The sequence below is a fragment of the Methylobacterium marchantiae genome (assembly GCF_042679825.1).
Classification (GTDB): Bacteria; Pseudomonadota; Alphaproteobacteria; order Rhizobiales; family Beijerinckiaceae; genus Methylobacterium; species Methylobacterium marchantiae.
In genome coordinates, this window is record NZ_JBHTND010000004.1 from 119124 (window position 1) to 143540 (window position 24417).

The window sequence follows — 24417 nt, forward strand, 5'->3', positions numbered from 1 at the left end:
CATCGTGGGGAGGAATTGGAGGTGGGGGTGGTCGTGCGACCTACGACCCGCGGTGCCAGAGGCCAGGCCCATTCCATGAGCTCCGCCCTCGGATCGTCCCCCGTCAGGATCACCCGCCGCACCGTGGTGCTCGGCCTCGGCGCCGTAGCGCTCGCGGGCAGCGGCTCGGTCGCCTACGGGGTCGGCGTCGAACCGATGCGCCTCGCCGTCACGCGATACCGGATCAGGCCGATGGCCCCCTGGCCCGAGGGCCTGTCCCTGCGGATCGTGGCCGTGTCCGACGTCCATGCCTGCGATCCGTTCATGAAGCCCGAGCATATCCGCCGCATCGTGGATCTGGCGAATGGTCTCGGCGGCGACGTCATCGTCCTGCTCGGCGATTATGTCCGCGGAACGCGCGCCTTCACCACCATCGTGGCACCGGCCGAATGGGCGCCCGTGCTCGGTGCCCTGAAGGCGCCGCTCGGCACCTACGCCATCCTCGGCAATCACGATTGGTGGGCGGATCGCGCGGCCTGCGAGCGCGGGCACGGCCCCACCCTCGCCGGAGAGGCCCTGACCGGCGTCGGAATCCGCGTGCTTCAGAACGAGGCGCTGCCGTTGCGGGTGAGGGGACACGAGGTCTGGCTCGCCGGGCTCGGTGACCAGCTGAGCTTCCAGCGGACATGGTGGCGCTACGGCTTCAAACGGATGGGCAGCGACGACCTGCCCGCGACCCTCGCCGCCATCCCGAAGGGCGCCTCCTCGATCCTCCTCGCCCATGAGCCCGACATCTTCCCGCAGGTGCCGGCCCATGTGGCGCTCACCCTGTCGGGCCATACCCATGGCGGGCAGGTCCGGCTGCTCGGCTATGCGCCCGTCGTTCCCTCCCGCTACGGACGGCGCTACGCCTACGGCCATGTCCGCGAGCAGACCGACCTCGTCGTGTCCGGCGGCCTCGGCATGAGCGGCTTGCCCATCCGCCTCGGCATCACGCCCGAGATCGTCGTCGTGGACCTGTCCTCGGAAGCCATCGCATGACCGCGCATCGCATCGATATCCGCGTCTATTACGAGGACACCGACTTCTCCGGCTTCGTCTACCATGCGAGCTACCTGCGCTTCATGGAGCGGGGGCGGACGGAGCTGTTCCGGACCCTGGCCGGCAACCAGTCGGAGTTGCACCAGGAGGCGGACGGGCTGCACTTCGTGGTGCGCCGGATGGTCATCGATTATGCCAAGCCGGCGCGGATGGACGATCTGCTCGAGATCCGGACCTGGACGGCGCAGATGAAGGGTGCCTCGATGCATCTGGTCCAGGAAGTCCTGCGCGGCGAGGACAGGCTGGTCCATGCCGACGTCGTCATCGCCTGCGTCCGTGACGGGCGGGCGATCCGCCTGCCGGACAGCCTGCGCCAGGCCCTGACGACGACGCGGGCCGACGGGGCATAGAAGGCCAGTCCGACACACCGCAGGCCGGGCCGACCCGGCTCCCGACCCTCAGATTCTGCGGACCTCGCCCAGGAAGATCGTGACGGCCTTCGTCAGTTCCTCGATCTGCTGATCGAGCTCCGAGGTGGCGCCGAGAACGCTCTGCGCCGAACTGGCCGAGCTGTCGGCACTGGCCGCCACCGCCGCGACGCTCTCGTTCACCCGTCCCGTCTGCGACGACGCCGTGTTGATGCTGCGGCTGATCTCGGCCGTGGTCGCCGTCTGTTCCTCGATCGCCGCAGCCACCGTGACGGCGCTCTCGTCGATGCGGGCGATGGTCCCTGCGATCCGTTCGATCATCGTCACCGTCTCGGTGGTCGCCGCCTGGATCTGCGTGATCTGCTGCGAGACTTCGTCGGTCGCCCGCGAGGTCTGATCGGCCAGTGCCTTGACCTCGGTGGCGACGACGGCGAAGCCGCGGCCGGCCACGCCCGCGCGGGCGGCCTCGATCGTCGCGTTCAGCGCCAGCAGATTGGTCTGGCTGGCGATCTTGCCGATCATTCCGACCACCCGCCCGATATGCTGCGAATTCTCCCGCAGGGCCTGGACGCTGGCGACGGCATGCCGGACCTCGTCGACGGCCGTCGCCGTGACCGACCGGGACCGGCTCATCTGCTGGTTGATTTCAGAGTTGGCGGCATTCAGCTCCTCCACGGCGGCGGCGACGGCCTCGACATTGGCGGATGTGCCGCTCGCTCCGGTGGAGGCGATTTCGGCGGCCTGCGAGGTCTCGCTGGTCTTGCCGAGGACATGGTCGGCGGCCCCGCGCACGGTCGTCGTCGCCGCGGCGGCCCTGCCGAGGGAGGTCTGCACCGACTGATCGAAGGACGTGATGGCATCCGCCAGGGGGGTCACATCCGCCCAGGACAGGACGGCAGCGAGGTAGGCTCCATCGGTCGCGTGGACGGCGGAGACGTGGAGATCCAGGGTCTTGGGACCGAGACGGATCTTCGTTCGCCACGGCAGGCGCGAGGGATCGGAGACGATGCCGCGCTGGTGCTTCGGGTTCTTGTGGAAGACGTCCATGGAACTGCCGACCATGCGATTGGGGTCGACCCCATGCGGAAGATGTTCCTTCAGCGAGTGAAGCGTTTCGACGCTGCGCCGGTTCGCGAAGGTGATTTCCGCGCTGACCGGATCCAGCACCAGAACGTTGACGGGAAGTGCATCGAGGACGGCCTCGAAGTCGGTCGCCGGAACTGCCGGTGCAGTCGAGACTGGCTTTCTATTGCGGCGATTGAAAATACTCATCAGATCTATACCATGATTCTGGCGCAGATGACTAATCTGTGCGGAGGTGGCAATCATTTTATTAGTCTATATTGTTTAAACAACGATTAAAGATACAACTGTTGAAATATAGATCATCTCGTCTGCAATCGAGCCCGCGTTCGGTGTTGCGGCTGCGGCAGCGACCGGGATCGCGCGGAGCGGATCGACCGCAAGGGAATGTTAACCTTGCCGGATGCTTAACTGCTGCGGACGAGGTCGGGGGTGCGCTGCACAAAGCAGCCCTTACTTTCGACAGATTCGCGGACCATTGAGCATTGAAATCACTCAAGGTTCCGGTTGGAGCGCGAAGGCCGGATCTCCGCCTCTGCGGTCGCCCAGCACTGGGTTTTTCGAGGATCGTGGTGCCATGAACCCAGCCGATGCCATGCAGGCGCTGCCTCCGCCGGACATGAGCCTGTTCAACCTGTTCTGGCACGCCCATTTCGTGGTGAAGCTGGTGATGGTGGGCCTGCTCGGCTGCTCCGTCTGGTGCTGGGCCATCATCGTCGACAAGACGCTGTTGTTCCGCCGCACCAAGACCGAGATGGATGCGTTCGAGGAGGCGTTCTGGTCCGGCCGCTCGCTCGAGGAACTCTACCGCTCGTTCAACGATCGTCCCGCTACCAATCTCGGCGCCCTGTTCGTGGCCGCCATGCGCGAGTGGAAGCGCTCGTTCGAAGGCTCCGGCCGCCAGATCCAGAGCCTTTCGCAGCGCATCGACAAGGTGCTCGACGTGACGATCCAGCGCGAGGTCGAGCGTCTCGAATCCCGCCTCCTGTTCCTCGCCTCGATCGGCTCGGCCGGCCCCTATGTCGGCCTGTTCGGCACGGTCTGGGGCATCATGACCTCGTTCACCGCCATCGCCGCCTCGAAGAACACCTCGCTCGCGGTGGTGGCGCCCGGCATCGCCGAGGCCCTGTTCGCCACGGCCATCGGCCTGTTCGCGGCGATCCCGGCGGTGCTCGCCTACAACAAGCTCCAGTCGAACGTCTCCAAGGCTCAGTCGCGGCTCGAAGGCTTCGCCGACGAGTTCTCCGCCATCCTCTCGCGTCAGATCGACGAGCGCCTGTCGCTCGCCGCCTGATCCCCGACCTTCAACGCATCGAGGCACGATCATGGGCATGGCCCACGGAGCGGCGCAGGGTGGCAGCAGGCGGCGTCGCGCACGGCGCGGCGGCGCCATCAACGAGATCAACATGACGCCGTTCATCGACGTCGTGCTCGTGCTGCTGATCGTGTTCATGGTGGCCGCCCCGATGATGACGGTGGGCGTCCCCCTCGACCTGCCGCAATCCAAGGCGAGCCCGCTCAACTCCGATTCCACGCCGGTGACCCTGTCGATCCGCCAGAGCGGCCAGGTCTTTCTCGGCGAGGCCGAACTGACCGACGACACCATCGTGCCCAAGCTGATGGACACCTCGAAATCCGGCTTCGAGGAGCGGGTCTTCGTGCGCGGCGACAAGAGGGTCGATTACGGCCGCGTGGCCCAGGTGATGGCGATCGTGACCGGAGGCGGCTTCAAGAAGGTCGCCCTCGTCACCGAGCCGGACCAGAAATAGCGGGCGCCGCCACCGTGAAGCTTCCCGCCAAATTCCGTGAGCCGGGCGTCTGGATCTCCAGCGGCGTTCATGTCGCGGTACTCACCGTGGCACTGATGTCCGTCGCGGCGCCCGCCCTGCCCGACGCCCAGGAGGGCGTGCCGGTCGAGGTGATGACCGAGCAGCAATTCTCCGAACTGACCAAGGGCGAGAAGAACGCCGAGAAGCCCCTGCCCGACGCCAAGCCCCGGGCGGACAAGGTCTCCGAGAAGTTCGAGGAGCGCGAGCCCGAGAATTCCAAGGTCGATGCCCCCGCGCCGCCCAAGCGCCCGGCCGACATGAAGGTCGCCAGCGCCGAGGAAATGCCCCTGCGCATGGCCGAACCCGACATCGAGAAGGAAGCCGCCGCCGCCGCGGCCGCAGCGGCCAAGGCCGAGGCGGCGAAGGAAGCCAAGGAGGCCGCGAAGGCCGAAGCCGCCAAGGCCGAGGCGAAGGTTGCCGCCAAGGCTGAAGCGGCGAAGGCGGAAGCCAAGGCCGAGGCGGTGAAGGCCGCCAAGGTCGAGGCCGAGAAACGCGAGAAGCTCGCCGAACTCATCGAGCGCCAGGAGGCCGAGGCCATCGCCAAGGCGGACGCCGCCAAGGCCGAGAAGGCCAAGGCTCTGGCGGAAGCCAAGGCTCAGGCCGAGGCCAAGGCGAAGGCCGACGCGAAGGCCAAGGCCGAAGCGCTCGCCAAGGCGGAGAAGGCCGAGGCGGAAGCGGAAGCCAGGGCCGAAGCGAAGGCGAAGGCGGAGGCCGAGCGTCAGGAGGCGATCGCCGAAGCCAAGGCCGCCGCGGATGCCAAGGCCCAAGCCCAGGCCCAGGCTGAGGCGAAGGCCAAGGCGGATGCCGCCGCGAAGGCCAAAGCCAAGGCGATGGCGGATGCGCGCGCCAAGGCCGATGCGGAGGCCAAGGCCAGGAAACAGGCCGAGCTCGCCGACAAGTTCAGCTCCGGCGACATCAAGCAGCTGCTCGCCTCGAAGGCGCCTTCGCAATCCACCGGCGCCACCGGCCACGACATCCAGCGCACGGCGTCCCTGGGAGCCGCCAGCGGCACCTCGCAGCGCCTGTCGCCCTCCATGCGCGATTCGCTGATCGGGATGCTGACCCAGCAGATCGAGCGCTGCTACTCGGCGCCCCCGGGCGCGTCGCAGGGCGTGGTGCTGCCGATGCTCGACATCCGCCTCTCGGCCAACGGCGCGCTGAGCACCGAGCCGCGGATCATGCGCGGCGGCGCCAATGCCGTGGATCGCTCCCTCGCCGAGGCCGCCCTGCGGGCGGTGAAGCGCTGCGCGCCCTACAAGATCCCGCCCCAGTTCGCGCCGTATTATGACGACTGGAAGGCGATCAACGCGGAATTCGAGTTCTCGCGGGTGTGATACAGGTCGGTGATCCTTCCTTCGGCTTCGTCCAATCCCTCTTCCTCATCCTGAGGTGCCGAAGCGTGAGCGAAGGCCTCGAAGGAGGCTTCCAGGGCTCTCGTGCTGTCTGGAAGCCTCCTTCGAGGCCCGCTGACGCGGGCACCTCAGGATGAGGGCGAGGATTGGACGGGCCGACGTACCCAGAATCCCTGCTCAAGGTTTTCGGAATCTCTTCATGACCGACAGTCTCACCCGGCGGCTCGCCTCGCCCCTGGCGTCCCTCCTCGCGATTCTCGCCCTCGTGCTCGCCTTCGCGGCACCCGCCCAGGCTCAGCTGAACCTGCGGATCGGCGGCGGCTCGTTCCAGCCGATGCCGATCGCCGTGGCCGATTTCTCCGGCGATCCGAGCCTCGGCCTGCTGGTGTCGAGCGTGGTGACGAACAACCTGCGCCGGTCGGGCTATTTCGTGCCGCTGGAGAAGGGGAAGTTTCCGGAGAATCCGGGCTTCGATTCGGTGCCCGGCTTCGACAAGTGGCGCACCGCCGGCGCGCAGGCGCTCATCACCGGCCGGGTGAGCCGCGACCCGTCCGGCAAGCTCAAGGTCGAGTTCCGGCTCTGGGACGTCACCTCCGGCCAGCAGCTCGCCGGCCAGCAATACGGCGCCGACCTCGCCAATGCCCGCCGCACCGGGCACCTGATCTCGGACGTGGTCTACACCAAGATCACCGGGCTCGGCGGCTGGTTCGACAGCCGCATCGCCTTCGTCGATGAATCCGGCTCCAAGGAGAACCGCCGCAAGCGCCTGATGGTGATGGATCAGGACGGCGCCAATGTCCGCGCCCTCACGGGCGGCGAATCCGCCGTGGTGGCGCCGCGCTACTCGCCGGCCACGCAGGACATCGCGTTCATGACCCAGGCCACCGGCCAGCAGCCGCGCATCCAGGTGATCAACCTCGAGACCGGCGCGCGGCAGGCGGTGGGCCGGATGGATTCGATGAGCACCAGCCCGCGCTTCTCGCCCGATGGCCACCATCTCGTGATGAGCGTGCAGCAGGGCGGCAACGCCGATATCGTGAAGATGGATCTCGGCTCGAAGGCGCAGACGCCGATCACCAACGGCAACGCCATCGACACCTCGCCGACCTACTCGCCGGACGGCAGCAAGATCGTCTTCGAATCCGATCGCGGCGGCTCGCAGCAGGTCTACGTCATGGGCGCCGACGGCTCGAACCCGACCCGCATCTCCTTCGGCGAGGGCTCGGCCTCGCAGCCGGCCTGGTCGCCCAAGGGCGATCTCATCGCCTTCACCCGCCAGCGCAAGGGGGGCTTCGCCATCTGCGTGATGAAGCCGGACGGCTCGGGCGAGCGCGTGCTCACGGAAGGCTTCCACAACGAGGGGCCGACCTTCGCGCCCAACGGCCAGTACGTGCTGTTCTTCCGCGATCCCGGCGGCCAGGGCGGCGGCAAGCTCTACATGGTCGATATCACCGGCAAGGTGGAACAGCCGGTGCCGACCCCGTCCTACGCGTCCGACCCGACCTGGTCGCCGCTGCTGGCGGGGAAGTAGGGGCTACCAGTCGGGCTCGAGGCGAGCCGGACCGGATGCCGCGTCCCGTCTCGCCTCGGTCAGAGATGCCGCCTGCTCGCGCAGGGCGCGCGGCAGCGCGGCCAGAGCCGGATCGTCGAAGCGCAGATGTGGCAGGCGGTTCGTCACGAGGGAGGCGACGAGCCCGGCTTGAGCCCGGTCGCGTTCGCGCTTGAGCGGGTCACGGTCCTGGCGTCCTGCGAGCCAGAGTTTGTGCAGGGCGAAGGCGCGCGGATCTGGGACGACCATGGCGAGGGGATATCCGCGAGCATCGATGATGGTGGCCGTCGCCTTGGGGCTGTTCACGAGCCAGGCCAGCCCCTCGATCTCGACGGCTTCCAGATCCTTCGCTTCCGCGCCGATCCGGCTCCGTCCCCGCTTGGCCATGCGGTCCTTCGCGGCTGGCGTGATCAGGTCGACCATGTAGCCGTCACGGTTGATGGCGCGGAAACCGCCCTGTCCCATGACTTCGAAGGAATGGTCGACTTTGCGCAGGAGCCCCGCCACGCCCGTGAGCGACACCTCCGGGGCCATCAACCGGAGGGAGCGGCGTGCGTCGAACAGCAGGTCGACATCGGCGGTGGCGAGGTGGGCTCCGGCGATCTGGACGCCGGCAAGCCGCTCGTAGACGAACAGGGCGTTCGTCCCCACCACCTCGATGCCCGAGCCGATCAGGTTAGCCCGCCCCAAGGCACGCAGGATGCGCGCTGCGATGAGGGGCAGACGCCCGAGGTTGAGGGCGCGGTTGACCGGGGCCATGGTGTCGAGGCGCGTGGCAAGACCGGCCATCCTCTCCTGGAGCCTCGTACGGCCCGCGTGAAACTGGAGGGCGATCGCCTCCGTCTCCGCTCCGCGTGGCCCCAGGGATTTCCATGCGTCGCGCCGCTTGCGGTAGAGATAGTCCCGACCGCCCACCGTCTTCCACGACATCGAGCCCGAGAATCGCCGGTCCAGCTCGCCCTGCGCCATGGCGTAGCCGGAAAAGACTTGCTCGGCATCGATCGTCTGTCGTGCTTGATCCCCACTTAAATCGCTGAAGAGCATGAGATTATCCCTCAAGCGCCCGATTTCGATCATCGGAGGGATAATGCGCCGATGGCACCGGAGAAGCCATTGGTTCGACTGCATTTATCCATTCTGCGACGAGGATTCGCACGGAAAGGGATAATCGCTCTCGGTCCGTGTCATGTCGTCTTGGCCTCACTCGGCCGGCAGCAGCCGGTCTCGCGCCTTGAGCGCCGGGAACAGCCGGCCCCACAGCAACGCGACGAGGATGGTGGCGAGGCCGCCGGCCACGACGGCGGGCACCGCGCCGACGAGGGCGGCGAGCGTGCCGGATTCGAACTCGCCGAGCTCGTTGGAGGCGCCGATGAAGACCGTGTTCACCGCCGAGACCCGCCCGCGCATGGCATCCGGCGTCTCGCCCTGCACGAAGGTCTGGCGCACGTAGACGCTGATCATGTCCGCCGCCCCGGTGACGAAGAGGCAGGCCATGGACAACGTCAGCGAGGTGGAGAGACCGAACACCGTGATCGCGAGGCCGAAGACGGCCACCGCCTGGAGCATCCGGGCACCGGCATGGCGTTCGAGCGGCCGGTAGGCGAGGGCGATGGCGGTGATGACCGCCCCGGCCGCGGGCATGCTCCTCAGCGCCCCGAGCCCGAACGGGCCGACATGGAGGATCTCGGCGGCGAAGATCGGCAGCAGGGCGGTGGCGCCCCCCAGCAGCACGGCCACGAGATCGAGACTGATGGCGCCGAGCACCACCGGCTGCGAGCGGATGTAGGACAGGCCGGCCGAGAGGGTGGCCCAGGTGACGGGAGGCCGCTCGGTCACGGGGTCGGGTCGGAAGCGGATCGCGGCGACGAGGGCGCTCGCCAGGGCGAAGCTCGCCGCGGCCGCCCCGAACACCACGGCAGGGCCCAGCACGTAGAGGAGGCCGCCCGCCGCCGGCCCGATGATCGAGGCGGTCTGCCAGAGCGAGGCGTTCCAGGCGATGGCCGATCCGAACAGGTCGCGCGGGACCAGGGTCGGGAGCAGTGCCTGCAGGGCGGGATTGGCGAAGGCGCGCGACGTGCCGATGACCACCACGAGGGCGTAGATCGGCCAGATCGCTCCGGTGCCGAACAGGGCGAAGCCGAGGAGGCCGAGATCGGCGGCGGCCAGGATCGCGTAGGCGATCGCGGTGACGAGGCGCCGGTCGTAGGTGTCGGCCACGTGCCCCGTGATCAAGGCCGAGAGCATCGCCGGCAGGAAGCTCGCGAGACCGACGAGGCCGAGCGCCAGCGCGGAGCGGGTCAGGTCGTAGACGAACCACCCCACCGCCACGGCCTGCATCTGGTAGGCGAGGCCGGTGAGAAAGCGCGCGCCGCCGTAGAGACGGAAATCGCCGTTGCGGAAGACCGACCAGCGCGGCGCGGTGGGTGCTGTCATGATGACTTGGCCGAAGACGTCGAGGGAGAGCTGCTCCGCATCGTCTCTACGAGGCCGAGGGAGGTGACGGCGATGCCCCAGCTATGCCGCATGCGAAGTGCTGCCTTGTCGAAGTGCCGCCTTGTCGAATTGCTAATCTCTCGGCCGAATGAGTATGGTTCTAGACCAAGCGCCAGCGGATCGTGCCAGCATGAACCAAACTGTCCTGGAGCAGAACCCGGCAGACCAAGCTCAACTTCCCGCTGACAATCAAGATCTCGCTGCTTCGTCTTCGCGCGGCTCGATCCGGGCCTTCGAGAGGAGCGACATTCCGCAAGTCTGCCGCCTGTTCTCGCAGACCTTTCGCCTGGGCAGGAGTTATCAGGCGGGCAAGCTCGCCGCCTGCCTGGAGGCGACGTATTTCGATTCGCCGGCCTATACCGAAGGTACGGGTTCCATCGTCCACCTGGACCGGAATGGGGCGTTGGACGGGTTCATGGGCGTCATCGCCATGACCATGGTCGTCGGGGAGCGGACTCTGCGCGCCGGCATCCTCAGTGCGTACATGGCCGCCGATCCCGACAACAACCCCGGCATCGGCGTCAGCCTCGTCCGGGGCGTCACCGCCCGCGATTTCGACCTCCTCTTCACCGACACCGCCAACCGGACGTCCCTCGATATCGCCCGCGCCACCCGCTTCGCGACCCTGCCGATGCAGAGTCTCGAATGGGTGAAGATCGTCCGTCCGGCGGGAACGGGCGCCTACTTCCTCGCCAAGCGTGTCCCGCGCCTCGCCGCACCTCTCGTCCCGATCTGCCGTGCCGTGGATGCTCTCTATCGCCGCGTTGCCAGACCGGACGTGCCGCTTGGGAAGACGCTCGACGGCGTCCGGTCGCGGCCCCTGTCCGCGCGCGAATTCGCCGAGGCGGCCAAGCCGTTCCTCGAACCCTATGATGTGAAACCCGCCTGGGCCGATCTCGCCTGGTTCGTGGAGCAGGCGGAACTGCAGACGAAGTACGGACCCTTGCGGATCTGCGAAGTGGTGGATCGCGTGAACCGCCGCATCGGTCTCTACCTGCTCTACGCGCGCCCCGACGGGGTCGCCTTCGCACTCCAGATCCTGGCCTTGCCGAACCGCGAGGAAATCGTCGTCGGCAAGCTGATCGCCCATGCCGCAGAACTCGGTGCCGTGGCCGTGCGCGGGGGAACGTCGGCGGATATCACCAAAGGTCTCATCCGCCAGAAGGGAATCTTCTATCATCACGTGATGGGGACGATCGTCTGGGCTCGCGATCCTCGCATCCTCTCCGCCATCCGCGGCGGCAATGTGCTGCTCGGCGGCCTCGCAGGCGAGACCTGGGCGCGGATCGTCACCGAGGATTTCTCCTGAACCGGCTTCGGCCGGCAGGTCGTCTTACGAAGAATACTTCACCGTGCAGCCATAGGGCCGCGAGGTCCTGACGCTCACCGGCTTGCCGGCGGCGATCTCGGTGAGGGCCGCGTCGACGTAGTTCTTCGCGGTCTTGAGGTCGTCGAGATTGGCGGACGGCTTGTCGTCGATGCCGCCCTGATAGAGCAGGGTGCCCTCCGCCGAGACGATGAACATGTGCGGCGTGGTCTTGGCGTCGTAGGCGCGGCCGATCGTACCGGCCGGATCGAGGATCACGGCGGTGGGGGCGGCACCCCTGGTCTGGGTCAGGCGGTTGGCGGCCTGCCCGTCCACCGCGCCCTGTTCGCCGGGGGCGGAGGAGACGATCGAGAGCCAGACGATGCCGGCCTCCGTCCATTTCTTCTGCAGGGCCTGCATCGCCTGACCACCGTAATGCTTCATCACGAAGGGGCAATCGTGGTTGGTCCATTCGAGGACGACGATCCGGCCCTTGTAATCCTCCAGCCGGACGCTGCGTCCGTCGGCATCCGTGCCGGTGAAGAGCGGAGCGGGCTTGCCGACCTGGGGACCCGCCGCCATCGCTTCTCGCGAGAAGAGACCGGGCAGCCATCCGATGAGACCGGTGGCGATCGCGCTTCCCAGGAATATCCGGCGGGTCATGGCCATGGCTCTCACCTCTTCGTCGTCTCGAGGGCGGCACGCCGGTCGATGCCGGTGGACGGGATCCGGGCGAGTTCGTCGAGGACGATGCCGGATGTCAGGATCTGCGGCAGCACCACCGGCTCGCCGGTCCCTGTATAAAGCAGGTAGAGCGGTACGCCGCTGCGGCCGTGCCGTTCCAGCAGGGCGGTGATCTCCGGGTTCTGGTTGGTCCAGTCGCCCTTGAGGTAGGTCACGTCATGGGCCTTGAACGCCGCTTCCACTGCCTGGGTGCGAAGGGCCGTGCGCTCGTTGACCTGGCAGGTGATGCACCAGGCCGCCGTCATGTTGACGAAGACGAGCTTGCCCTGGCCGACCAGGGCGTCGAGGCGGGCCTGGGTGAAGGGGGTGATCCCCTCCGCGCCCGCCGTCTTGCCCTCCGCGGAAGCCCTGTCCTGATCGAGGCCGACGATCAGCGCGACGGTCGCCGCCAGCGCCGCGACGGCAGCCAGGCGCGCGATGCCGGCGCCGAAGCCGCTGGCATGGCGGGCCCGCTCCCAGGCCCAGGCGGCGAGGCCGACGAGGACGAGGCCGATCAGGGCGGCGAGGAGACCGGCTGAGCCGACCTGCTGCGACAGGACCCAGACGAGCCAGGCCACGGTGGCGTAGATCGGGAAGGCGAGCGCCCCTTTCAGCGTCTCCATCCAGGCGCCCGGACGCGGCAGGCGCCGCAACGCCGCCGGCCATGTGGTGAGAACGAGGAAGGGCAGGGCGAGGCCGAGGCCGAGGCTCGCGAAGACCGCGAGGCTCACCAGGGGCGCCTGCGTCAGGGCGAACCCCACCGCCGAGCCCATGAACGGGGCGGTGCAGGGGGTGGCGACCACGGTGGCGAGGATGCCGGTGAAGAACGAGCCTTCGAGCCCGGCCCGTCGGGTCAGGCCGTCACCGAGCCCGGCGATCCCCCCGCCGACATGGACCACGCCGGAAAGGCTGAGGCCCATGGCGAAGAGCAGGTAGGCGAGACCCGCCACCACCAGGGGTGATTGCAGCTGGAAGCCCCAGCCGATGCCGGCCCCCGCGCTCTTGAGGGCGATCAGCAGGCCGGCCAGGGACAGGAAGGCGGCGAGCACGCCGGCGGTATAGGCGAGGCCGTGCAGGCGCACGCGGGATGCGGGCTCGCCCGAATGCTTCACCAGGCTCAGCACCTTGATCGACAGGACCGGAAAGACGCAGGGCATCAGGTTGAGGAGGAGGCCGCCGAGGAAGGCGAGGCCGGCGGCACTCCACAGGGTCAGCGTCTCCTCCGCCGGGATTGTTCGCGACGCGGATTCCGGCCCCGCCGGGATCGCACCGGTGGCCGCGGCCGGCGGCGCGTCGCCGATGGCGTAGGAGCGCTGGACCGGACCGTCGGCGGTCTGCTCCTCGAAGGTGAGGACACCGGGAAGCTCCGTGGGAGCCGGTTCGCCGGGTGTCGCCCGCGCGAGGCTCAGGGTGAAGCCCTTGTCGTCGAGACTGAGTGTCTGCGGGGCGGCATTCTCGATCGCCGTCTCCGAATAGGGAAAGAAGGCGGGGTCGCGGATCGCGTCGGGTTTCAGGCCGGGCGCCGCGAAGCCGAGCACGAGCCTTTCACCCTCGCTCGCGAGCGTCACTTTCCAGGGGGAGGGGACGGGGAGGGCGGCGCGGGCATCCTCGAACAGCAGGACGTTCGCGGGCGAGCTTCCGACGCTGGTGCCGGGCGCGGCCACGGGCAGGTTCAGCTTCAGATCGGCCGAGCCGGGGATGCATTCGCGTTCGCAGACCAGGTAAGTGAGCTTGGCCGCCAGCGTCACGGACTTGCCGGCGGGCAGGACCGCCGGAGGGGTGATCTGCACCAGCAGCACCGTCTCGCCCTCGAAGCCGAAATTGACGAGATGCGCCACGGGGATGCGGCTCGGCGTCGGCCATTGGATGGGCCCCGCCGAGAAGCCCTGCGGCAGCGACCAGGCTACTTCCGGGGACAGGCCGGAATCACCCGGATTGCGCCAGTAGACGTGCCAGAGCGGGCGCATCACCATGCGGATGCCGACGGTGAAGGGCTCGCCGGCCCGGATCGCCCCAGGCTCCGCCGCGAGGTTCGCCTTGACGAGATCGGCCGGCGGCTTGAGCCCCTGCGCCGAGGCGCCCGTGGCACCGATCAGCGCGAGAAGCAGGAGGGCGAAGAGCCGGGTCATCGGAGCCTTGGGAGCGGAGGACAGTACAGCCTGGGCCCAAGATATGGCGGTTTGGTGCCCCGACAAAACCGATGGCCCGGAATCTTCCGCGACGGAATCACCGCACCATCTCTTCGAGGGAGGTAGGGAGCCCCGTCCGCCTCACAGGAAGCGCCGGGGATCGAACGGCCCGAGGGGAATTTCCGGCGTTTCACCGCTCACGAGCTGGGCGACGAGGCGCCCCGTCCTCGCCGACCCGACGAGGCCGACATGGCCATGGCCGAAGGCGTAGACCACGTCCGGGGTCCTGCGCGCAGGGCCGATGCAGGGTCGGCCGTCCGGCATGCTCGGGCGATGGCCGAGCCAGACCTTCAGGCGGTCGGCCGGCAGAGGGTCCGGCAATCCCGGGAACATCGAGATCAGGTGGTCGCGCAGGATCTCTGCGCGCTTCCAGTTGGGTGCGGCCGCCAGCCCCGCGAACTCGACCTGACCGGCCGCGCGCAGACCCCCGTTCATGACGTTGACGATCATCTTGGCATCGGAAGCCATGACCGGCGTGCGCGGGCCCGCCTCGGCGCCCGTCACCATCACGTGGTAGCCGCGCTCGCTCTCCAGGGGGAGCGGGTCGCCGAGGGAGGCGGCGAGGGGCTTCGAACGGGCACCGGCCGCGACCACGGCGCGGTCGCAAGCGATCTCGCCCTCCTCCGTGGTGACGGCGGCGAGGCGTCCGCCTTCGAGGCGGAACCCCGTCGCGCGGGTGGCGACATAGGTGGCACCGCGCTCCTCGGCGAGTCCGGACAGGGCGGCGACATAGCTCCCGGGATCGCGGCAATGGCCGGCCTCCTCGACCACGAGGCCGAACGTGTAGCGGGGATGCAGGGAGGGTTCCCGCTGCCGCAATTCCTCCGACGAGAGTTCGAGCCATTCGACGCCGACCTTGCGCCTGATCTCCCAGGACCGCGCTTCGCTCTCGAAGGCCGCGCGATCGGGATAGACGTGCAGCACCCCGCGCCGCTCCACCAGATGGGCGACACCGGCCTCCGCGGCGAGGCCGGCATGGAGCTTCGGCGCATCGACCAGCAGCGTTCGCATGGCTCGGGCGGTACGCTCGATCCGCGGCGTGGTCCGGGCCGCCAGGAGGAAGCGCACAAGCCAGGGCATGACCTTGGGCAGATAGGCCCAGCGGATCGAGAGCGGCCCGAGGGGATCGAGGAGGAAGAACGGCACCCGCTTCCACATGCCGGGCTCGGCCGGCGGGATGACCGAGTGGGACGAGAGCCAGCCGGCATTGCCGTAGCTCGACGCCTGCTCGCCGCCGGGCCGGCCAGGATCGACCACCGTGACGCGATGGCCCGCGCGCAGGCATTCGATGGCGCTCACCGTTCCGACCGCGCCGGAGCCGATGACGACGACGTGGAGACCCGTCTTCACGGTCATCCGTTATGTCCTTGTGTGGGTATGGCGCCCGGTCTCTTTCAGACCGAGTTTCCGATCGATCTCAACGGCCGCGTCGCCGCGTCGAGCCAAGCGCGTGTCTGCTCGTCGAGATCGGCACCGAGGGCGTCCCGCACCCGCGCGTGATAGACGTCGATCCAGGCGATCTCCGCCTCGTCGAGCAGCGACAGGTCGATGAGGCTGGAATCGTAGGGCGCCAGGGTCAGGGTTTCGAAGCCGAGCATCGGCCTCTCGCCGCCGGAAATCGCTCGCTCCTCCACGAGGACGAGGTTCTCGATGCGGATGCCGTAGGCGCCGGTGCGGTAATAGCCCGGCTCGTTGGACAGGATCATGCCGGGCAACAGGGCCGTGGTGCCGGTCTTGGCGATGCGCTGCGGGCCTTCATGGACCGAGAGGAAGGCGCCGACGCCGTGGCCGGTGCCGTGATCGAAATCGAGCCCCGCCTGCCAGAGCGACGCGCGGGCGAAGGAATCGATCTGCGCGCCGATCGTGCCCTTCGGGAACACGGCCCGCGCGATGGCGACATGCCCCTTCAGCACACGGGTGAAGCGATCGCGCATCTCGCCCGTCGGAATTCCCATGGCGACGGTGCGGGTGATGTCGGTGGTGCCGTCCGCATATTGCGCGCCGGAATCGACGAGGAACAGCTCGCCCTGGCCGACCCGCCGGTCGGTGTCGCGGGTGACGCGGTAATGCACGATGGCGCCGTTCGGGCCGCTGCCCGAGATCGTCGGGAACGACACGTCCCGCAGGAGACCGCCCTCGCGCCTGAAATCCTCCAGCGCCTCGACGGCGGCGATCTCGGTGAGGGTGCCGCCCGATGCCTGCCGGGACAGCCAGGCGAGGAAGCGCGTGACCGCGATCCCGTCGCGGTGATGGGCCGCGCGCGATCCGGCGATCTCGGCCTCGTTCTTCACCGCCTTCATCAGCGTGATCGGGTCGGGACCGGGATCGACCCTGCCCCCGGCCCGTTCCACCAGCGTCTTCAACGCCGCCGCGCCGGTGGCGGAATCGAGCCTGACACGGGCGCCCCTGGCGCAGAGAGCCGACAGGGCATCGGCGAAGCTGTCTCGCCCGGCGATCTCCGTCGAGGACGACAAGGCCTCCCGCAAGGCGGAGTCGATGGCGGTGGAGGTCAGGTACAGGGAGGCGCGTTCCGCCTGGGGCACGATCGCGTAGCCCAGCGCCAGGGGCGTATGGGCGATGTCGGAGCCGCGCAGATTGAAGGCCCAGGCGAGGTTGTGCGGATCGGAAATCACGAGGGCGTCGCAGCCGCCGCGCCCGAGCGCCTCGCGGATGCGCCGGAGCTTCACCTCGACGGGATCACCGGCGAGTTCGATGGGATGCACCACCACCGGCCCTGTGGGGGAGGCCGGCCGGCCGGCCCAGATCGCATCGACGGGGTTCTCCGAGACCGGCTCGATCCGGCCGCCGGCCTTCTCCGCCGCCTTCTCAAGCTTGGCGACGCCCTCCGCCGTATGGAGCCAGGGATCGTAGCCGAGCACGGCGCCGGCCTTGAGGTTCTCGCCGATCCAGGCCTCGACATTGGTCTCGGCGAGCTGCACCGGGGTGATGACGCGCGTGTCCACCTGTTCCGGTGCCTGGAGCGTGTAGCGCCCGTCGACCACCAGCGCCGCCTCGTCGGCGAGGATCACGGCGGTGCCGGCCGAGCCTGTGAAGCCGGTGAGCCAGGCGAGGCGCTCGGCATCGGGAGGCACGTATTCCGACTGGTGCTCGTCGGCGCGGGGCACCACGAACCCGTCGAGGCCTGCCCGGCTCATCGCCTCCCTGAGGGCGGCGATCCGCGTCGCGCCCTCCCGGTGGCTCGGGTCGTCGAAGGTCTGGAAGCGGGCGCGGGTCATGGGGGAGAATTACGCGGCGCCGGACAAGGCGGCAACCGATCTCACAGACGCCGCGGTGCCGCTCCGCCGCGCTTCAGCACCAGTGTCGCCCAGCCCTCGATCAGGCCGTGGCGGGCGAGGTGGAAGCCGCGATGGCGGTAGGTCGAGAGCACGCCGGGCACGTCGCGCTCGATCAGCCCGGACAGGATGAGGACGCCGCGATCGGCCACCGTGGCGGTGAGCGAGGGGGCGAGACGTTTCAGCGGGCGGGCCAGGATGTTGGCGAAGACCACGTCGAAGCGCCGGGTGCGGTTCGCGCTCGCATGGCGCACGCCGGGGCCGACATAGAGCCGGACGAGGCCGCCGAGCCCGTTGAGCCGGGCATTGCCCTTGGCGGTCGAGACGGCCTCGGGATCGAGGTCGCCGGCATGGACCGGCTGGTGCAAGGCCTTGGCCGCCGCGAAGGCGAGGATGCCGGTGCCGGTGCCGACATCGAGCACATGCGCGGGACGGCCCTGCTTCAGGATGCCGGCCAGCGCCTTGAGGCAGCCCAGCGTCGTGCCGTGGTGGCCGGTGCCGAAGGCGAGGGCCGCCTCGATCTCGATGGCCAGATCGTTGGGCCGCACATTGTGGCGGTCGTGCGCGCCGTGGACGAGGAAACGCCCCGCGCGGACCGGGTTCAACCCTTCGAGGGAGGCGCGGACCCAATCCTGCTGGTCGATGGTCTCGAAGATCGCCGCATCCGCCTGCTCGCCCACCAGAGGGCGGATCAGGTCGCGCACCATCTCCTCGTCCGGCGCATCGGCGAAATAAGCCTCCAGCCGCCAGGTTCTGCCGTCTTCCGCCTCGAAGGCGGCGACCGCCGTCTCCGTCGGGTCGAACATCTCGCCGAGGATGTCGGTCATGGCGCGCGCCGACCTCTCGTCGGTGAGGAGGCGCAGCACATGGGTCGGGCGGTTGGGGTGAAGGCCTTCGAGCATGGAGCGGGCTCTAGCATCCGCGATGAGCCATCGCCACCGCCGTGAAACCGAACGCAGGGAACCGTGCGCGAAGGTTCGCGTTTCCCTGCGCTTCTCCTGTCGTTCCCACGGCATTCGAGGGTGCGTTGTTGAGTACGAACCAGAAGAAAAACATACGCCGGGCCCCCGTGGCCATCGTCGGCAGGAAGACCGCCAGGCGCCTTCGCGCGACCGGCAGTCTCGGGCTGCTCGATTCCGAGCCGAATTTCGAGCCGGTTCCGGGCTCGATGCTCGTTCTCCTGAGCCGGCTGCATCGCGCCGAGCGTCGCGTCGGTGGCGAGGACGAGGGCTCCAGCTCCTGATCGCTGGCCGAAATCCGTGCTATCGACGTGTCCGTCACGCCGATCGGTGGTCTTTCGGCAGGGGAATGCGCGAGCCCATGATGCGGCACAGAACGACGTGGTCGGCCGCGAGCCGGACCTGACCGGCCGCCCGTGCTCGACCTCACACCCGACGAGTGGACGGCGATCGGCCTCAGCCTGAAGGTCGCCGCCGTGGCGACCCTGGCGAGTATCGTCCCCGGCCTCGGCATCGCCATGCTGCTGGCGCGCGGGCGCTTTCCCGGCCGTGCCCTCCTCGACGGGCTGGTCCATCTGCCCCTGATCCTGCCTCCGGTGGTGACGGGCTACCTGCTGCTGCTCTCCTTCGGCCGGCGCGGAACCTTCGGGGCGGCGCTGGCCGAGATCGGGATCGTGTTCTCGTTCCGCTGGACCGGCGCGGCCCTGGCCTGCGCGATCATGGGATTCCCCCTGATGGTCAGGGCCATGCGCCTGTCGATCGAGGCGGTGGACCGGCGCCTCGAACAGGCCGCCGCCACGTTGGGCGCCCGCCCGAGCGCGGTCTTCCTCACCGTCACCCTGCCTCTCGCCATGCCCGGCATCCTCGCCGGCGCGGTCCTGGCCTTCGCCAAGGCGATGGGCGAGTTCGGTGCCACCATCACCTTCGTCTCGAACATTCCCGGCGAGACTCAGACGCTGCCCTCCGCGATCTACACCCTCACCCAGGTGCCGGGCGGGGAGGGGGCCGCCCTGCGCCTCACCCTGATCTCGGTGGCCCTGTCGATGACGGCCCTTCTCGTGTCCGAAGTGCTGGCGCGCCGTCTCGGGCGCCGGCTCGGCGCAGGGTGACGGCCCCCTTGCCCGTATCCCCCACCCTCGACATCGACGTCTCGCTGGCGCGCGGCGCCTTCGGCCTCGACGTCGCCTTCACCGCCGGCGCGGGCCTCACTGCCCTGTTCGGCCGCTCGGGCTCGGGCAAGACCACGGTGATCGATCTCATCGCCGGGCTGGTGCGGCCCGATCGCGGCCGTATCGTCGTCTCGGGCGAGACCCTCCTCGACACGGCGCGCGGCATCGCCGTCCCGGCCCATCGCCGACGCATCGGCGTCGTGTTCCAGCAGGCGCGGCTGATGCCGCATCTCTCGGTGCGGCGGAACCTCGCCTACGGCCGCGCCTTCGCCCGCGGCCGCAGCGACGGGATCGGCTTCGACGGGGTCGTCGACCTGCTGGGCATCGGCCATCTCCTCGAACGGCGGCCGGCGGGTCTCTCGGGCGGCGAGGCGCAGCGGGTGGCGATCGGCCGGGCCCTGCTCAGCCGGCCCCGCCTCCTGCTCATGGACGAGCCGCTGGCCGCCCTCGACGAGGCGCGCAAAGCCGAGATCCTTCCCTATATCGAGCGCCTGCGCGACGAGGCGGGCCTGCCCATCGTCTATGTGAGCCACGCGGTCTCGGAGGTGGCGCGCCTCGCCCATACCATCGTCGTTCTGGAGGCCGGGCGCGTCGCCGCGACCGGTCCGGCCGACACCGTACTGCGCCGGGCCGACCTCCTCACGGCGCAGGAGGCCGAGGCCGGCGCGATCCTCGACATGGTGGTGGAGGAGACCGATGCCGAGACCGGCCTGACGCGGCTGAGTGGCCGGGCCGGCCGCCTCTCCGTGCCCCGCCTGACGCGGCGCGTCGGCACGGCCGTGCGCGTCCGCGTGCCGGCACGCGATGTCCTCCTCGCGACGCAGCCGCCGGTGGGCCTGAGCGCGCGCAACCTGCTCGAAGGCCGCGTCGTCTCGATCCATCCCCTCGGCGAGGCGGCCGCCATGGTGGAGATCGACTGCAACGGCGCGGTGCTGGCGGCGCGTCTCACCCGCGCCTCGGTGCGGGATCTCGCTCTCGCGCCCGGCCGCGCCATCTATGCCGTGGTGAAAAGCGTCGCCTTCGATCCCGAGGGTGTCGGCACGACCCGCCCGGAAGCGTTGGAGATCTGACCGCCCGCCGGTCCAATCGTTAAAATTCGACTCCTTGCCGTAGCGATGTCTTCAGCATCCTCGTGGGCAATGGTGGGGAACGGGGACATCTTAAGAACCGATTCACCGACCACGTCGTTTCTGGTTGCATGCCACGACCAGATGAGGAGCGGCGTGAAATGGCGATCTCACCACTCGGCGCTCTCCCACCGGCGCGTCCGTCGCCGCCGGTCCAGAGCGCGGTCCAGCCGATCCAACCCGTCACCGCGCCGGCACCCCTGGCTCCTGCGGTGAAGGTCGACATCCGATCGAACGACAAGCCCCCCGCCGAGCGCCCCGCCCCCGAACCGGCCGAATCCAAGGCGGTGGAGCAGAACACCCAGCGCATCCGCATCGACCAGGACACCAAGACGATCGTCTATCAGGTCGTCGATCCGAGTTCGGGAGACGTGGTGGTGCAATTGCCCGATGCGACGGTGCTGAAGGCCCGCGCCTATGCGGATGCCGCCGCCGCGAAGGCCGAGAAACCGGAACAGCCATTTGAGAAGACCGCCTGAAGCCAGGTCGGACGGGCTGGGCACGAACGCAAAGAGGGCCGAAGCGGTGAGCTTCGGCCCTTTTTCCCATGTCTGCCGGACGGCTTGCCTCAGCGGAGGAGCTGCAGCACGCCCTGCTGTGCCTGGTTGGCGAGCGAGAGAGCCGAGATGCCGAGCGACTGGCGGGTGGTGAGCGCCTGGGAATTCGCGGCCTCTTCGTTGAGGTCGGCATCGGTGAGGTTCGCCGAGCCGGTATCCAGCACGTTGATGATGTTCTTCGTGAAGTCCTGGCGGTTCTGCACCACCGAGAGATTCGAGCCGAAGGTCGAGGCCATCGAGCGCAGGTTGTCGGTGGCCGCGCTCAGCTCCTTCGCGGTTCCCTTGATGTCGGCGTCGAGGAGGAAGTTGCCGCGATTGCTGTTGTTGGTCGTTGCGGCCGAGGCCGAGCTGCCGTTCAGCGAGGTCAGGTCGAGGCCGACCGAGGTCGCATCCACGCCCTGGACGCTGAGGTTGGACGTGTCCTTCTCGTTGAACTGGATGTTCAGCTTGTTCGATTCGTCTGCGCTGCTGAGCAGGTTGACGCCGTTGAAGCTGGCGTCCCGGGCGAGCTGATCGATCTGTGTGAGCAGGGCATTGTATTGCTCACCCAGAGCCTTGCGGCTCGAGACACCGGTCACGACGAGATCGGAACTCTGCTTGACGTTCTTGTCGAGGTTGGCTCCGTAATAGTCCGTGCCGGCGGTATCGGCCGCGCCGGCCGAGAAGCCCAGTACCGTCTGATCGGTAGAGGCCTCGAATTCGACGTCCGAGGCCGCGTTGAGCACCAGTTTGGTGCCGGTGGTGTCCTTCGAGAAGATCGACGAGCCCGCGGCGGCGTTCAAGCTCGCGATGGCGGTGTCGATCGATGCGCTCGAAGCGATGCTGGCGGTCGTCGCCTCGCCGTTGATGTAGAAGCTCACCGTCGTCGCCGAGCTCGTCGTGGCATAGGCCGTCGACGCGGTGCCGCTGGTGTTGAGCTGGGTCGCCAGCGCCTGGGAGGTGAGCGACTTGGCCTGATCCACGAGCTTCTGGATCGAGGTGATGCCCTTGTTGGCGGCCTGGATCGTCTGGATGCCGTTCGAGATGCCGTCCAGCAGTCCGCCGAGATCGCCGGACCGGGAATTCAGGGCCTGTGCGGTGAAGAAGTTGACCGGATTGTCCAGCGCCGAAGAGACCTTCTTGCCGGTGGCGAGGCGGTTCTGCGTGATGGCGGTGAGGGCCGACGTGTCCTGCAGCGAGAGCAGGTTCTGGCGTGTGGCTGCGGAAAGGGTGACGTCGGTTGCCATGGATCAAATCCATCTAATGGACGGTGAGCGTTAACGTTAATCCATCACATCCCGGTTTCGTCTTGGTTAACGGAAGCACAAATAAAGACGGCCGGGCTCTCGCCCGGCCGTCTCTTCGAAGTATGTCTCGATTTCGCCGGAGCGAAGCCGATCAGCGGAGGAGCTGGAGCACGCCCTGCTGCGCCTGGTTGGCGAGGGAGAGAGCCGAGATGCCGAGCGACTGACGGGTGGTCAGGGCCTGGGAATTCGCGGCTTCCTCGTTGAGATCGGCGTCCGTGAGGTTCGCGGCGCCGGTATCGAGCACGTTGATCAGGTTCTTCGAGAAGTCCTGACGGTTCTGCACCACCGAGAGGTTCGAGCCGAAGGTCGAAGCCTTCGAACGAAGCGTATCGGTCGCGGCACCGAGATCCTTCGCGGTCGCCTTGATATCGGCGTCGAGGAGGAAGCTGCCGCGGTTGGCCTTGTTGCCCGCAGCGGCCGATTCCGAGGTGCCGGTCAGCGCAGAGAGACCGAGACCGGTAGAGGTCACGTCCACGCCCTGCACATCGAGGCTCGAAGTCCCCTTCTCGTTGAACTGGATGTTCAGCTTGTTGGTGTCTTCGTCGCTGCTGAGCAGGTTGACACCGTTGAAGCTGGCATCCCGAGCGAGCTGGTCGATCTGGGTCAGCAGGGCATTGTACTGCTCGGAGAGGGCCTTGCGGCTCTCTACGCCGGTCACGACGAGGTCGGCGCTCTGCTTCACGCCCTTGTCGAGGCCCGCTCCGTAATAGTCCGTACCGGCGGAATCCGCGGCACCGGCCGAGAATCCCAGAGCGGTCTGGTCGGTGCTGGCTTCGAACTCGATGTCAGACGATGCGTTGAGCACCAGCTTCGTGCCGGTGGTGTCCTTCGAGAAGATCGAGGAACCCGCAGCGGTGTTCAGGGCGGCGATCGCGGTGTCGATCGTGTCGGTCGACGCGATGCTGGCGGAGGTCGCCGCGCCGTTGACGAAGAAGCTCACCGTCTGAGCAGCGGTCGGGGCTGCGAAGGCCGTCGAGGCGGTGCCAGTCGTGGTGATCTGCGTGGCGAGCGCCTGGGAGGTGATGGACTTCGCCTGATCCGCCAGCTTCTGGATCGAGGTGAGGCCGGTATTGGCCGCCTGGATGGTCTGGATGCCGTTGGAGATGCCGTCGAGAAGACCGCCGAGATCGCCGGAGCGCGCCGACAGAGCCTTCGAGGTGAAGAAGTTGACCGGATTGTCCAGAGCCGAAGAGACCTTCTTGCCGGTGGCGAGACGGTTCTGCGTCAAGGAAGTCAGCGCCGAGGTGTCCTGCAGGGAGAGCAGGTTCTGGCGGGTAGCGGCGGAAAGGGTAACAGAAGACGACATGATGCCTGATCCATTCTGATCGTTGCGCCTCCTTTCTGGAGACGAGCCCAGTAGCGCCGCAGCGCCTTTCCAAGGCCTTAAATCGATCTCTCGGATTCGATCTTGCCGCGTCTGAGCGCCGACATGGTAAAGACTTCGTTTCCTGTGGCGAGATGCCTGGATGGGGCACCTGGAGCCGGCTCCCACAAAGCTAAGCGTTCGTTAAGCGCTGCCGACTCAATCCTCGCGAACGACGAGCGGCCCGGTCCCGCAGGCCCCTGTCCCGCATCTCTCCCTTCCGATAAGTGCTTCGTGGCTTATCGGGGCGATGCTCCAAGGTGAAGGTGACGAGCCATGCCCCTCAAGATCGAGCTGAAACCGGGCGAGCGGCTGATCATCGGCAACGCCGCCATCCGCAACGGCCCGCGCCGGGCGAGCTTCATCATCGAGACGAACACGAAGTTCCTGCGCGAGACCGAGATCATCACGCAGAGCGAGGCGGATACGCCTTGCAAGCAACTCTACTTCGCGCTGACCGTGATCTATCTGGCCGACGATCCGCGACAGGCCGAGGAGGCTTTCGTGGCGCAGGCCGGCGAGCTCATGAATGCGGTGCCGAGCACGATCCCGTTCATCCGGGACATCCACGCCTTCATCGAGACCGGCGAGCACTACAAGGCGCTCAAGCGCGGCCGCGACCTCGTTCAGTACGAACAGGCCCTGGCGGAGAGATTGAAGAACGTCGAAACGCCCGGCTGAGCCATCTCTG

General features: G+C 68.0%; 22 protein-coding genes. 12 read left to right on the forward strand and 10 right to left on the reverse strand.

Annotated features, from left to right (window positions below):
• Positions 1-75: 75 nt before the first annotated feature.
• Both ACFQ4G_RS04525 and ybgC read left to right on the forward strand, forming a co-directional pair.
• Positions 76-1020 carry a metallophosphoesterase gene (locus ACFQ4G_RS04525; protein WP_238204325.1) on the forward strand — a complete coding sequence of 315 codons (945 nt, stop codon included), beginning with the start codon at positions 76-78 and terminating at the stop codon, positions 1018-1020.
• Positions 1017-1430, forward strand: a complete 414-nt coding sequence (gene ybgC / locus ACFQ4G_RS04530) for a tol-pal system-associated acyl-CoA thioesterase (protein WP_238204323.1) — start codon at positions 1017-1019, stop codon at positions 1428-1430. Before ACFQ4G_RS04525 ends, ybgC begins: the two co-directional genes overlap by 4 nt.
• Positions 1431-1478: 48 nt before the next feature.
• On the opposite strand, the gene ACFQ4G_RS04535 is transcribed toward ybgC, so the two are convergent.
• Positions 1479-2720, reverse strand: a complete 1242-nt coding sequence (locus tag ACFQ4G_RS04535) for a methyl-accepting chemotaxis protein (RefSeq protein ID WP_238204321.1) — start codon at positions 2718-2720, stop codon at positions 1479-1481.
• Between the two features lie 388 nt (positions 2721-3108).
• Between ACFQ4G_RS04535 and tolQ the strand changes: the two genes are divergently transcribed.
• From tolQ to tolB, 4 genes are all read left to right on the forward strand, one after another.
• A complete protein-coding gene (tolQ, locus tag ACFQ4G_RS04540; protein WP_018041984.1) occupies positions 3109-3825 on the forward strand; it encodes a protein TolQ in 717 nt (238 codons plus the stop codon).
• Between the two features lie 31 nt (positions 3826-3856).
• Positions 3857-4300 carry an ExbD/TolR family protein gene (locus ACFQ4G_RS04545; protein WP_238204319.1) on the forward strand — a complete coding sequence of 148 codons (444 nt, stop codon included), beginning with the start codon at positions 3857-3859 and terminating at the stop codon, positions 4298-4300.
• 14 nt (positions 4301-4314) lie between these two features.
• Complete coding sequence (tolA, locus tag ACFQ4G_RS04550) at positions 4315-5694, forward strand: cell envelope integrity protein TolA (RefSeq protein ID WP_238204317.1); 1380 nt, start codon at positions 4315-4317, stop codon at positions 5692-5694.
• Positions 5695-5911: 217 nt separating this feature from the next.
• Positions 5912-7243, forward strand: a complete 1332-nt coding sequence (gene tolB / locus ACFQ4G_RS04555) for a Tol-Pal system beta propeller repeat protein TolB (protein WP_238204315.1) — start codon at positions 5912-5914, stop codon at positions 7241-7243.
• 3 nt (positions 7244-7246) lie between these two features.
• Here the strand turns inward: tolB and ACFQ4G_RS04560 are convergent, their stop codons facing one another.
• Positions 7247-8305 carry a GSU2403 family nucleotidyltransferase fold protein gene (locus tag ACFQ4G_RS04560; protein WP_238204313.1) on the reverse strand — a complete coding sequence of 353 codons (1059 nt, stop codon included), beginning with the start codon at positions 8303-8305 and terminating at the stop codon, positions 7247-7249.
• Between the two features lie 156 nt (positions 8306-8461).
• Positions 8462-9694: an MFS transporter gene (locus ACFQ4G_RS04565; RefSeq protein WP_238204311.1), complete on the reverse strand. Its 1233-nt coding sequence runs from the start codon at positions 9692-9694 to the stop codon at positions 8462-8464.
• A 190-nt stretch (positions 9695-9884) separates the two neighbouring features.
• Here ACFQ4G_RS04565 and ACFQ4G_RS04570 point away from each other — a divergent pair, with 190 nt between their 5' ends.
• Positions 9885-11063 carry a hypothetical protein gene (locus ACFQ4G_RS04570; RefSeq protein WP_238204310.1) on the forward strand — a complete coding sequence of 393 codons (1179 nt, stop codon included), beginning with the start codon at positions 9885-9887 and terminating at the stop codon, positions 11061-11063.
• A 24-nt stretch (positions 11064-11087) separates the two neighbouring features.
• On the opposite strand, the gene ACFQ4G_RS04575 is transcribed toward ACFQ4G_RS04570, so the two are convergent.
• From ACFQ4G_RS04575 to ACFQ4G_RS04595, 5 genes are all read right to left on the reverse strand, one after another.
• Positions 11088-11729 carry a redoxin domain-containing protein gene (locus tag ACFQ4G_RS04575; protein ID WP_238204309.1) on the reverse strand — a complete coding sequence of 214 codons (642 nt, stop codon included), beginning with the start codon at positions 11727-11729 and terminating at the stop codon, positions 11088-11090.
• Positions 11730-11734: 5 nt separating this feature from the next.
• On the reverse strand, positions 11735-13912 hold the full coding sequence (locus tag ACFQ4G_RS04580; protein WP_238204308.1) for a protein-disulfide reductase DsbD family protein: 2178 nt from the start codon (positions 13910-13912) through the stop codon (positions 11735-11737).
• Between the two features lie 141 nt (positions 13913-14053).
• Complete coding sequence (locus ACFQ4G_RS04585; protein WP_238204307.1) at positions 14054-15328, reverse strand: NAD(P)/FAD-dependent oxidoreductase; 1275 nt, start codon at positions 15326-15328, stop codon at positions 14054-14056.
• 38 nt (positions 15329-15366) lie between these two features.
• The gene (locus ACFQ4G_RS04590) at positions 15367-17208 is read right to left on the reverse strand and encodes an aminopeptidase P family protein (RefSeq protein WP_238204306.1); all 1842 of its coding nucleotides are present in this window, start codon (positions 17206-17208) and stop codon (positions 15367-15369) included.
• 41 nt (positions 17209-17249) lie between these two features.
• Positions 17250-18167 (reverse strand): 50S ribosomal protein L11 methyltransferase, encoded by a 918-nt coding sequence (locus ACFQ4G_RS04595; protein WP_238204305.1) that lies wholly within the window; start codon positions 18165-18167, stop codon positions 17250-17252.
• Between the two features lie 128 nt (positions 18168-18295).
• On the opposite strand from ACFQ4G_RS04595, the gene ACFQ4G_RS04600 reads away from it, so the two are divergent.
• The 4 genes from ACFQ4G_RS04600 (at position 18296) to ACFQ4G_RS04615 (ending at position 20999) form a co-directional block, all read left to right on the forward strand.
• A complete protein-coding gene (locus ACFQ4G_RS04600; RefSeq protein WP_379039780.1) occupies positions 18296-18508 on the forward strand; it encodes a hypothetical protein in 213 nt (70 codons plus the stop codon).
• 132 nt (positions 18509-18640) lie between these two features.
• On the forward strand, positions 18641-19333 hold the full coding sequence (gene modB / locus ACFQ4G_RS04605) for a molybdate ABC transporter permease subunit (RefSeq protein WP_238204303.1): 693 nt from the start codon (positions 18641-18643) through the stop codon (positions 19331-19333).
• Positions 19334-19341: 8 nt separating this feature from the next.
• Positions 19342-20463 carry a molybdenum ABC transporter ATP-binding protein gene (gene modC, locus ACFQ4G_RS04610; protein WP_238204301.1) on the forward strand — a complete coding sequence of 374 codons (1122 nt, stop codon included), beginning with the start codon at positions 19342-19344 and terminating at the stop codon, positions 20461-20463.
• Positions 20464-20621: 158 nt separating this feature from the next.
• Positions 20622-20999: a hypothetical protein gene (locus ACFQ4G_RS04615; RefSeq protein ID WP_238204300.1), complete on the forward strand. Its 378-nt coding sequence runs from the start codon at positions 20622-20624 to the stop codon at positions 20997-20999.
• 89 nt (positions 21000-21088) lie between these two features.
• On the opposite strand, the gene ACFQ4G_RS04620 is transcribed toward ACFQ4G_RS04615, so the two are convergent.
• Together ACFQ4G_RS04620 and ACFQ4G_RS04625 are read right to left on the reverse strand one after the other, a co-directional pair.
• Complete coding sequence (locus tag ACFQ4G_RS04620) at positions 21089-22303, reverse strand: flagellin N-terminal helical domain-containing protein (protein ID WP_238204298.1); 1215 nt, start codon at positions 22301-22303, stop codon at positions 21089-21091.
• A 151-nt stretch (positions 22304-22454) separates the two neighbouring features.
• Positions 22455-23669, reverse strand: a complete 1215-nt coding sequence (locus ACFQ4G_RS04625) for a flagellin N-terminal helical domain-containing protein (RefSeq protein ID WP_238204296.1) — start codon at positions 23667-23669, stop codon at positions 22455-22457.
• Positions 23670-24002: 333 nt separating this feature from the next.
• Here ACFQ4G_RS04625 and ACFQ4G_RS04630 point away from each other — a divergent pair, with 333 nt between their 5' ends.
• On the forward strand, positions 24003-24407 hold the full coding sequence (locus ACFQ4G_RS04630; RefSeq protein WP_238204293.1) for a flagellar biosynthesis repressor FlbT: 405 nt from the start codon (positions 24003-24005) through the stop codon (positions 24405-24407).
• Positions 24408-24417 lie beyond the last annotated feature (10 nt).